This is a genomic window from Zoogloea sp. (genome assembly GCF_041911615.1).
In the GTDB taxonomy this organism is placed as follows: domain Bacteria; phylum Pseudomonadota; class Gammaproteobacteria; order Burkholderiales; family Rhodocyclaceae; genus Zoogloea.
This window is the reverse complement of the sequence record NZ_JAYROR010000036.1, coordinates 22,772-31,875: the sequence shown is the minus strand read 5'-3', so window position 1 is coordinate 31,875 and position 9,104 is coordinate 22,772. Positions and strand designations below refer to the sequence as shown.

Annotated in this window: 11 protein-coding genes; 1 reads left to right on the top strand and 10 read right to left on the bottom strand. The window is 68.3% G+C overall.

Going from position 1 to position 9,104, the window contains the following annotated elements; genetic code table 11:
* The 3 genes from ACE3P2_RS04060 to ACE3P2_RS04050 all read right to left on the bottom strand — a co-directional run.
* Nucleotides 1-180: hypothetical protein (locus ACE3P2_RS04060; protein ID WP_374261349.1), on the bottom strand; the 180-nt coding region annotated here is incomplete at its 3' end.
* On the bottom strand, nt 174-1,019 hold the full coding sequence (locus ACE3P2_RS04055) for an SAM-dependent methyltransferase (protein WP_374261347.1): 846 nt from the start codon (nt 1,017-1,019) through the stop codon (nt 174-176). The genes ACE3P2_RS04060 and ACE3P2_RS04055, both read right to left, overlap by 7 nt.
* Entirely contained in the window at nt 1,012-1,572 is a 561-nt protein-coding gene (locus ACE3P2_RS04050) for a DUF1415 domain-containing protein (RefSeq protein WP_374261345.1), read from the bottom strand. Before ACE3P2_RS04050 ends, ACE3P2_RS04055 begins: the two co-directional genes overlap by 8 nt.
* 82 nt (nt 1,573-1,654) lie before the next feature.
* Here ACE3P2_RS04050 and ylqF point away from each other — a divergent pair, with 82 nt between their 5' ends.
* On the top strand, nt 1,655-2,605 hold the full coding sequence (ylqF, locus tag ACE3P2_RS04045; RefSeq protein ID WP_374261342.1) for a ribosome biogenesis GTPase YlqF: 951 nt from the start codon (nt 1,655-1,657) through the stop codon (nt 2,603-2,605).
* Between the two features lie 79 nt (nt 2,606-2,684).
* Here the strand turns inward: ylqF and ACE3P2_RS04040 are convergent, their stop codons facing one another.
* The 7 genes from ACE3P2_RS04040 to ACE3P2_RS04010 all read right to left on the bottom strand — a co-directional run bounded on the left by ACE3P2_RS04040 (nt 2,685) and on the right by ACE3P2_RS04010 (nt 9,056).
* Entirely contained in the window at nt 2,685-3,701 is a 1,017-nt protein-coding gene (locus ACE3P2_RS04040) for a class I SAM-dependent rRNA methyltransferase (RefSeq protein WP_374261339.1), read from the bottom strand.
* A gap of 23 nt (nt 3,702-3,724) precedes the next feature.
* Nucleotides 3,725-5,242: a cyclic nucleotide-binding domain-containing protein gene (locus tag ACE3P2_RS04035; protein WP_374261336.1), complete on the bottom strand. Its 1,518-nt coding sequence runs from the start codon at nt 5,240-5,242 to the stop codon at nt 3,725-3,727.
* Nucleotides 5,243-5,324: 82 nt separating this feature from the next.
* Nucleotides 5,325-5,735 carry an HIT family protein gene (locus tag ACE3P2_RS04030; RefSeq protein WP_374261333.1) on the bottom strand — a complete coding sequence of 137 codons (411 nt, stop codon included), beginning with the start codon at nt 5,733-5,735 and terminating at the stop codon, nt 5,325-5,327.
* A 38-nt stretch (nt 5,736-5,773) separates the two neighbouring features.
* Nucleotides 5,774-6,166, bottom strand: a complete 393-nt coding sequence (locus ACE3P2_RS04025) for a thioredoxin family protein (protein ID WP_374261330.1) — start codon at nt 6,164-6,166, stop codon at nt 5,774-5,776.
* Complete coding sequence (locus ACE3P2_RS04020) at nt 6,163-6,429, bottom strand: hypothetical protein (RefSeq protein WP_374261327.1); 267 nt, start codon at nt 6,427-6,429, stop codon at nt 6,163-6,165. The genes ACE3P2_RS04025 and ACE3P2_RS04020 overlap by 4 nt, the downstream gene beginning before the upstream one ends.
* Nucleotides 6,429-7,112 carry a hypothetical protein gene (locus tag ACE3P2_RS04015; protein ID WP_374261325.1) on the bottom strand — a complete coding sequence of 228 codons (684 nt, stop codon included), beginning with the start codon at nt 7,110-7,112 and terminating at the stop codon, nt 6,429-6,431. The genes ACE3P2_RS04020 and ACE3P2_RS04015 overlap by 1 nt, the downstream gene beginning before the upstream one ends.
* A 6-nt stretch (nt 7,113-7,118) precedes the next feature.
* Nucleotides 7,119-9,056: a U32 family peptidase gene (locus ACE3P2_RS04010; RefSeq protein ID WP_374261322.1), complete on the bottom strand. Its 1,938-nt coding sequence runs from the start codon at nt 9,054-9,056 to the stop codon at nt 7,119-7,121.
* Nucleotides 9,057-9,104 lie beyond the last annotated feature (48 nt).

Genomic DNA, 9,104 nt, shown 5'->3' with positions numbered 1-9,104 from the left:
GCCGGTGCCGGCGCCCTCGGCGCACCAGGCGGCGAGAGTGCGGGTGAGGCCGGCGTCGTCGGCCATCGGCGCGCGGCCGTCGATGGGGGCCAGTGCCGCGTCGTCGTAGCGCTGGCGAAGGCGGGGCAGGCGCGGGGCGAGGGCCAGCGCGGCCGCCACGGCGAGGCCGATGCTCAGCACGCGAAGCGGCTCCGCAGTTCGGTGAGGTTGAGCTGGTCGAGGATCGCCTCGATGCGTTCCATCGCGTTCTTGCGCGGCTGGCCGGTGCGTTTGGCGATGATCAGCTCGTTCTTCATAGAATGTTCCCAGCCGACCAGTTCGGTGACGGTGAGCTGGTAGCCGTGGGCTTCGAGCTGCAGGCAGCGCAGGGCGTTGGTGAGCTGGCTGCCGAATTCGCGGGTGTGGATCGGGTGGCGCCAGATTTCGGAGAGCGGGGTCATGCCGAAGCTGGCGTTCTTGTTCTTGCGCAGCACGCTGGCGACTTCGGCCTGGCAGCACGGCACCAGCACCACGAACCTGGCCTGCTTGGCGAGCGCGAACTGGATCGCATCGTCGGTGGCGGTGTTGCAGGCGTGCAGCGCGGTCACCACGTCGATGCGCTCGGGAAGCTGCTCGGAGCGGGTGGATTCCTCGACCGAGAGATCGAGGAACTCCATTCGCCCGAAGCCGAGCCGTCCGGCGAGTTCGCGGGAATGCTCGACCAGCTCGCGGCGAGTCTCGATGCCATACACCGTGCCGGTGCCCTGCGCCTTGAGGAACAGGTCGTAGAGGATGAAGCCCAGGTAGGACTTGCCGGCACCGTGGTCGGCAAGGCTGAGCTCGCCGCCTGCGGCCAGCACCTCGGCCAGCAGCGGCTCGATGAACTGGTAGAGGTGATAGACCTGCTTGAGTTTGCGCCGGCTGTCCTGGTTGAGCTGGCCGTCGCGGGTGAGGATGTGGAGTTCCTTCAGCAGCTCGATCGACTGGCCTTCGCGGATGTCGGGATGGCGCGCGGGGGCGGCGGGCTTGATCTTAGCCATGCTGGCGCTTCGTGTGGGCCATGCCGAGCGCCAGCCAGCCAGCGATGCCGAGCTTCTTCAGGGTTTCCATGTTGCGCTCGTAGATCGCCTCGGCTTCGGGGAAGGCTTCGACGGCCTTGTCGAGGCTGGCCTCGCGGATCAGGTGCAGCGTGGGGTAGGGCGCGCGGTTGGTGTAGTTGGTGATGTCGTCGGGCTCGGTGCCGTCGAACTGAAACTGGGGGTGGAAGCTGGCGATCTGGATGACGCCTTCGAGCTCGTGCTCGGCCACGGCTTCGTCGGCGATCTGGTGCACGTCGTTGAAGTCGAGGAAGTCGCCGAACAGCGTGGGGTGGATCAGCAGCGTGGTGTCGGTGACTTCGGGATCGACTTCGGCCAGGTGGTCGAGCTCGCGGTCGAGGTCTTCGAGGAAGCCGTCGATGTGGCGGGCGTGGCTGACGACGATGCGGATCTGGTTCTTGACGTACACCGACTTGGCGAAGGGGCACAGGTTGAGGCCGATGACGGCCTTTTCGATCCAGTCGCGGGTATCTAAGATGACGTGTTCGTCGTTCATGGGCGGCTTTCGGCAGAGTTTCCTTCGAGGGCCGACATTTTGCCCTGATAATGGCGGGCTTTCATTGATTCAACGCACGCCCATGGCTATCCAGTGGTTTCCCGGTCACATGACGTCGGCCCGCAAGAAGGCGGCGGAGAGCATGGAGCGCATCGACGTGGTCATCGAAGTGGTGGATGCGCGCCTGCCCGAGGCGAGCAGCAACCCGATGATCCGCGAGCTGCGCCTGTTCCGTCAGCGGCCGTGCCTCAAGATTCTCAACAAGGCCGACCTGGCCGATCCGGACGTCACCGCCCGCTGGCTGGCGTACTACAACGCCCAGAAGGGCGTGACCGCGGTGGCCCTGTCGTGCAAGAAGCCCGCCGACGTGGCCAAGGTGGTGGGCCTGTGCCGGCCGCTGGCACCGCACCGCAACGACCGCCTGAAGCCGCTGCGGATGATGATCATGGGCATCCCCAACGTGGGCAAGTCCACGCTGATGAACGCGCTGCTCAAGAAGAAGGTGGCCAAGGTGGGCGACGAGCCGGCCGTCACCAAGAGCCAGCAGGCGCTCGACCTCTCGCCCACCGCGTCGTTGATCGACACGCCGGGCATGATGTGGCCGAAGATCGAATTCGATTCCGACGGCTACATGCTGGCGGCGAGCCATGCCATCGGCCGCAACGCGGTGATCGACGAGGCGGTGGCGAATTTCCTGGGCGGCGTGCTGCTGCTGCGCTATCCGGCGCAGGTGGCCGCGCGCTACAAGATTTCGGTGGATGGGCTGGACGGCCCGGGGTTGGTGGAGGCGGTGGCGCGCCGGCGCGGCTGCCTGCTCAAGGGCGGCGGGCTGGACATCGAAAAGGCGTCGCTGATTCTGTTGCAGGACTACCGTGACGGCGCCATCGGGCGGATCAGCCTGGAGACGCCGGACAGCCGTGCCGCGATGCTGGAAGCCCACGCCGCCGAGATGGCGGCGAAGGCGGCCGCCAAGGCCGCGGGCGAGGTGGATGCGAACGCGCCAGACGAACCGGAGGCGGAAACCGGCAAGTAGCCCGGTCGGGATTCGATCTAAAAACGGCAACAATCGGCGCCAGATTGTTGCCGTTTTTGTTTGATCTGCTACGGCAGCCTTACACCCGCATCAGCAGGATCTTGAGCGGTGGCTTGCCGTCCGGGCTGGGGAAATCGTGTTCCGGCGCGATCCATTCCATCTCGCGGATTTCCCGTCCGGCTTTCTTTGCGCTGCGCTGCAGTTGCTCGGCCCAGGCGTCGCGATCCACCTGCGCCACGTTGTTGCAGCAGATCAGCGTGCCGCCCGGCTTGGTGCACAGCAGCGCCGGCTTGAAGAGGGCCGGGTAGTCGTTGATCAGGTCCACCACGCCGAAGGCGCTCTTGGCGTAGCGCGGCGGGTCGAGGAAGACCAGGTCGAACTGGTGCGGAGCGAGTTCGGGGAAGGGCGGCAGGCGTTTGCCGCGGACCACCTTCGGCTGGCCGATGCCGGCGAGCTGACGCAGCGCGGCAAAGGCGTCGCTCTTCACGAAGCGCACGCGGATCGGCAGGTCGTTGAGGCGGGCGTTGTCCTTGCCGACGGCCAGGCTCGATTCGGCGAAATCCACATTCACCACATGGCTGGCGCCGGCCTTGGCGGCGGCGATGCCGACGCCGCAGGTGTAGGCGAACACGTTGAGCACCGATTTGCCGGCGGCTTCCGCCATCACGCGGCGGCGGGCGGCGCGCAGGTCGAGGAACAGCCACGGGTCCTGCCCGGCGTGGCGGGCCTGGACCAAGTACTTCACGCCCAGCTCTGAGAACTCGCGGCGGGTTTCGGCGATCAGCTGGCGCTCGGGCGGCAGCGGGTTGGCAATGCGCGAATTGGCGTGGCTGCGGTCGTTGTAGATCAGGTCGAGGCCCGGCAGGGCGGCGGCGTAGAAGGCTTCGACGGCGTCGAGTTCGGCCGCGCTGAGCGGGGCATGGAAGCTCTGGACGAGGATCAGGCTGCCGTAGCGGTCGACGGTGAGGCCGGGGCGGCCTTCGGCGGTGCCGTGAAAGAGCCGGCAGGCGTCGGTGTGGTCGAGGGCGAGCCGGGCGAGGAGGTCGCGGCGGGCGTCAAGGGCGCGGGCGAGCAGGGGGACGAGGGTGTCTGGCATGGGCGGGGTCGGAGTGGTGGGGCTTACAGCCCGAAGAATTCGCGGATCTTGCGGCCGAGGGCGGCACTTTCGGAGGCCCGCAGCGGGCCAGTGCCGGCCTTGTCGCGGGCGTGGCCCTTTTCGAGGTCGTCGAAGCGGCTGATGCGGCGGTTGAGGATGTCGGAGATGCCCTCGGCCATTTCGGGGCGGGCGCGGATGATCTGCTCGAAGCCGGCCTTGTCGAGCCGGTAGGCTTCGATGTCGGAGACGGCGACGACCGTGGAGCGACGCGGGGCGCCGGTCATCAGGCCGAGTTCGCCGAAGATGCAGCCGGGGCCGCGGGTGTCGATGAGCCGCTGGGGGCCGCCGTCGGGCGGCTGCCACCAGGCTTCGGCCTCGCCGCCGACGATGATGTAGAGCCAGTGGGCGACGTCGCCCTGGCGGAACAGGGTGTCGCCGCGGGCGAACGGCGCGGGGATCAGGCGGTGGGCGAGTTCGGCCTGTTCGTCGGGCGACAGGCGGGCGAACAGGTCGATGCGCGAGATGGCCTGGATGCGCCGTTCCAGTTCGCGGGCGCGCACTTCGTCGCGGTGGGCCTTGTTCTCCTCGACCAGGTGGATGGTGTGGTCGGAGACGGCGAGGCGGATGCCTTCGCGCTGGAGGGCGGCGAGGATGTGGCGGCGGACTTCGGAATCGGTGAGATCGTCGGGGCCGGGGTCGATGAGCCAGTAGCGCAGCTGATAGCGGGCGTAGCCGGAGCCGAAATCCATGAGCAGGCAGGCGGGGGCTGGCTGGGGGCTGACGTTGGCGATGCGCGCGGTTTCGATGTCGTGCAGCACGGCGGCGGAGACCCGGGCCGGCGCGACCGCGAGGTCGACGTTGAAGTTGATGAGTCGGCGTTGCAGCGGCACCGCCTGGCGCCGGTTGCAGATCACGGCGTAGCGGTTCTTCATGAGGTGGCTGTTGGGAATCACGACCCGTTCGCCGTTGCGGGTGACGACCGCGGTGTGGCGCCACTGGATGTCGGCGACGCGGCCGGCGGTGTCGCCGACCTGGATCCAGTCGCCGATCTCGAGGGAGTTGTCCATCTGCAGCGCGAGGCCGCCGAGCAGGTTGCCGAGGGTGTCCTGCATCGAGATCGCGACCACCGCGGTGAGCACCGCCGAGGTGGCGAAGAGGTGGTTGAACTCGACGCCGGCGAGGTTGAGGCGCAGAAAGCCCCAGGCGACGTAGCCGACGATCACCAGGATGTCGGCGAGGATGCCGGAGATGTTCACCCGCATCCGCGGCAGGATCACGCTGAAGCAGGCGAGGCCGAGGTAGCGGATCACCGCGAGGCCTTCGCCGAACACCGCCATCTCGCGAAGCCAGTTGAGCGCGGCGGGCTGGAGCAGACCTTCGAGCAGGCCGGCGGTGAGATCGCCCAGGAGGCATACCAGGAAGAACACGCCGGTGTTCATCAGCGACGGGCGCCAGGCGTGCAGCGGGCGGAAGATCAGCATGCCGAGGACGAGCATCAGCAGGATGGCGAAGGGGGCTTCGGCGCTGAGGTGGGAAAGCATCGGCGGCTCTCGGTGGGGGCGTGCTGGCGGGGCTACGGCTCGCGCCGGCGCTTCATGAAGGGCCGACGCGGCAGGGGCGGGGTCAGAGGGCGTCGCGCAGGCGGGCCGCCATCGCGTCGAGGGCGTCGCGGCTGGGCGCGGCGGCGGGCCAGAAGGGCAGCAGCTTGTCGTCGTTGTAGCGGGGCAGGACGTGGATGTGGAAGTGGAAGACGGTCTGTCCGCCGGCCACTTCGTTGGCCTGGAAGAGGGTGACGCCGTCGCAGCCGGTGGCGGCCTTGATGGCCTTGGCGACGCGCGTGGTGGCCTGGAAGACGGCGGCCGCCAGGGCGTCGTCGAGTTCGAGGATGTCCTTGCGGTGGGGCTTGACGATGACCAGCGCGTGGCCGGGATGGGCGGCCATGATGTTCATGAAGGACAGGGTGTGCTCGTCTTCGTGAATCTTCGAGGCGGGCAGTTCGCCGCGCACGATGCGGCAGAAAACGCAGTCGTCCATGCGTGTTGTCTCCGTTGTGGTTGTTGTGCTGCCGAAAGCTACGCCGCGTCGTCCCGTTCGGCAAGCGCGCGGCGCAGGTTGCGCTCGGTCTGCCAGCGGCGGCGCTCGGGGTCGGCGTGGGCGTAGCGCAGGCTTTCGGTGGGCGGCTGGGCGTGGAAGCTTTCGAGGGTGCGCTGCAGGAGGTCGTGGTGGGGCAGCATCGGGCCGAAGAACAGCACCGCGTCGTCACGCTGGATGAGCAGCGTGGGGAAGTTGTCCACGTCGTAGTCGTCGAGCAGGTCGGCTTCGTCTTCGACGTCGAGCCACAGGAAGCGGGCGGTCGGGAAGCGGGCCGCCAGCGCGTCGAAGCCGGCGCGGTAGTCGCGGCAGGTGCCGCACCAGGCGGCGCACAGGCAGGCGACCAGGAATTCGGGGGCGGCGTCGGTGCTCATGGAGTAGGGGGCGTGGGCGGTGGCGGGGCGTCGGGTTCGGCTGCGGGGGGCGCGTCGAGGGCGATCCATTTGATCCACTGGCCGCAGGCGTTGCGCGGGCCGCGGCGGCTGGTGTTGTGCCAGGGGCCGTCCTGGCACAGGCCGCGGTCGTTGTCCTCGTCGTATTCGACGGTGTCGGGCTCGGCACCTGGCCGGCGTTCGCCGCCCCAGCGGTTGCACGACACGCAGCGGCGGCGGTCGATGTGCTGGCTGGCCATCGCCATCAGGGCCTGGCGTCCACTCCGGCCTGGGCTGCCAGCGGTGCGCGCAGGGCGGCGAAGCGCGCGGGGGCGACGTACTGCAGCAGCTCGCGACCCTTGCTGTCGAGGGCCAGGTCGAGCCCCCGGGCGGGGTACAGCAGGTGCTCGACATGTTCGCTGGTGCGGATGCGCTCGGTGGGCGGGCCGAAGCGTTCGAGGATTACCGCCTCGTCGAGTTGAGCCGAGGGGATGAAGGCGATCGCCCGGATCGGTGCAGCCCGCGCGCTCGCCCCGTCGGCGGCGGCGAGGGTGGCCTTGCGGGTGGTGCTCTGCATGTATTCGGTCTTGGGGGCGCGCTCGCGCATGCCGGCGATGACGGTGGCCGGGAGGTCGGCGGTGACGATCAGCTTGCCGACCACGAAGCCAGCGGTCACGCTCTCGTAATAGCCCTCGACGTTGCCGTCCTCGGTGGGGGTGGCGACGATGGCGAGCTGCATCTCGGGGCCGAAGCGGGCCTGGGCGTCGGCGAGGGTGCTGTGCCCGAGGACGAGGCCGAAGACCCGGGATTCGCCGCCGGGCAGGGTCTCGATCTGCCATGGCAGGCCCGAGTTGGGCACGGCCTTGGGGTCGTAGTGCAGGAACTGCCAGGCGACCGGGCCGAGGAGCACGGCGAGGGCGAGGAGGACGACGGCGATGGCGATTTTCATGGGCGGTCAGTGGGGCGCGTGGAAGCCGTCCGGCACCTTGGCGTGGAACTGCACCGGCACCGCGGCCATGCCGAGCACCGACGGGCGGATGCGGCCGACCACGTGCATCTCGCAGCGCTTGCAGTCGAAGCGCAGGGTGAGTTTTTCCTTGCCGTTGATGAGCGTCATCGGATCGGGGCGGATGCCTTTCACTTCCTTCGGGCACAGGTTGAAGCTGTAGCGCAGGCAGTGCTTGGTGATCATCAGCGAGGCGTCGTCCAGGTGTTCGTTGGCTTCATACGCCGCTTCGATGAGTTCGACGCCGTGGCGGTGGTAGAAATCCCGCGCCTTCTGGTTGAGCACGTTGGCGAGGTAGGAGAGCTCGGTTTGCGGGTACGGCACCGGCGGCTCGACCGGCGCGCGGCGCGGCAGCGGCGGCAGGGCTTTGATGCGCGCGGCTTCGAGCTTTTCGGCGGCGTCGCGGCGCAGGGCGTTGATGGCGCCGGCGGGCAGGAACCAGGCCTGGTCGAGCTGCAGCTCGATGTGGCGGGCGCGGAAGATGGTGGTGCCGAGCTTGGCGAGGTTGTCGATGAGGCCGCTGCGGGCGCGCTCGGCGTCCTTGGCCGCCTCCTTGGTGTGGGGCAGATCGGCGGTGACGCTGATGCCGGTTTCGTCGGTGAGGGTGAGCGCGAAGCCGTCGGGCGTCTCGGCGAACATCACATCCACGTCGATGCGGCGCTCGGCGGATTTCTTCTCGAGCATCTTCTCGAACTCGTGGTCCCGGTTGCGGAAGATGCCGGTGCCGGGGAAGAGCTCGGCGGGGATCGCGTCGGCGGTGTGGACGCGGAAGTCCTCGCCGATCTTCTCGGCGCGATTCACGCGCAGGCCGACGAGTTCGCCCTTGCGGTCGTAGAAGCTGAGGCCGTCGCCGTTGTGGAGCTCGACCGCGCTGGTGGTGTCGAAGTGGCGGCGCTGCTTGCCGTCCACGCGGATCACGCTGCCGACGGGCTCACCCACGAACTTGGGCGAATCGAAGGCGCCGATGTCGGCGGTGCGGCCATTGACGAAGTAATCGGTGGCGCCGCGGTTGAAGGTCTTGTCGGCCAGCGGCTGGAACAGGAAGGTGCTGCGCCCCGCAGACGTGCGGCTGTACTCCGGCGAATCCGCCATGATCTCGTCGAGGAGCTGGCGGTAGTGGGCGGTGATGTTCTTGACGTAGGCCATGTCCTTGTAGCGGCCTTCGATCTTGAAGCTGGAAATCCCCGCCTCGGCCAGCGCGCGCAGGTTGGCGGACTGGTTGTTATCCTTCATCGACAGCAGGTGCTGATTGCTGGCGACGAGGTTGCCGTCCTTGTCGGCGAGGTCGTAGGGCAGGCGGCAGGCCTGGGAGCATTCGCCCCGGTTGGCGCTGCGGCCGGTGTGGGCGTGGCTGATGTAGCACTGGCCCGAGAAGGCCACGCACAGCGCGCCGTGGATGAAGAATTCGAGCGTGCAGTCGGTGGCGGCGGCCACCTTTTTGATCTCGGTGAGGGTCATCTCCCGCGCCAGCACGATCTGCGAGAAGCCCACGTCCTGCAGGAAGCGGGCTTTCTCGGGGTGACGGATGTCGGTCTGGGTGCTGGCGTGGAGCTGGATCGGCGGCAGGTCGAGCTCCAGCAGACCCATGTCCTGCACGATCAGCGCGTCGGCGCCGGCCTCGTGCACCTGGCGGATCAGGCGCTCGGCGCTGGCCACCTCCTCGTCGTGGAGGATGGTGTTGCAGGTGACGAACACCCGCGCGCCGAAGCGGTGGGCGTGACGGGCCAGGCGCTCGATGTCGGCGACGGTGTTCTCGGCGTTGGCGCGCGCGCCGAAGGCCGGTCCGCCGATATAGATGGCGTCGGCGCCGTGATTGACGGCCTCGATGCCGATGTCGGCGTTCTTGGCGGGGGCGAGCAGTTCGAGCTGTTTGCGGGACTGGGTCATGACGGGGTACTCCTGGGGTGCCCGGTGGCGGGCGTGGGCGGCTCGACT

Coding starts and splice junctions, on each gene's coding strand:
- ACE3P2_RS04055 (WP_374261347.1), bottom strand. CDS start 1,019: ATGGCTAAGATCAAGCCCGCCGCCCCCGCGCGCCATCCCGACATCCGC.
- ACE3P2_RS04050 (WP_374261345.1), bottom strand. CDS start 1,572: ATGAACGACGAACACGTCATCTTAGATACCCGCGACTGGATCGAAAAG.
- ylqF (WP_374261342.1), top strand. CDS start 1,655: ATGGCTATCCAGTGGTTTCCCGGTCACATGACGTCGGCCCGCAAGAAG.
- ACE3P2_RS04040 (WP_374261339.1), bottom strand. CDS start 3,701: ATGCCAGACACCCTCGTCCCCCTGCTCGCCCGCGCCCTTGACGCCCGC.
- ACE3P2_RS04035 (WP_374261336.1), bottom strand. CDS start 5,242: ATGCTTTCCCACCTCAGCGCCGAAGCCCCCTTCGCCATCCTGCTGATG.
- ACE3P2_RS04030 (WP_374261333.1), bottom strand. CDS start 5,735: ATGGACGACTGCGTTTTCTGCCGCATCGTGCGCGGCGAACTGCCCGCC.
- ACE3P2_RS04025 (WP_374261330.1), bottom strand. CDS start 6,166: ATGAGCACCGACGCCGCCCCCGAATTCCTGGTCGCCTGCCTGTGCGCC.
- ACE3P2_RS04020 (WP_374261327.1), bottom strand. CDS start 6,429: ATGGCGATGGCCAGCCAGCACATCGACCGCCGCCGCTGCGTGTCGTGC.
- ACE3P2_RS04015 (WP_374261325.1), bottom strand. CDS start 7,112: ATGAAAATCGCCATCGCCGTCGTCCTCCTCGCCCTCGCCGTGCTCCTC.
- ACE3P2_RS04010 (WP_374261322.1), bottom strand. CDS start 9,056: ATGACCCAGTCCCGCAAACAGCTCGAACTGCTCGCCCCCGCCAAGAAC.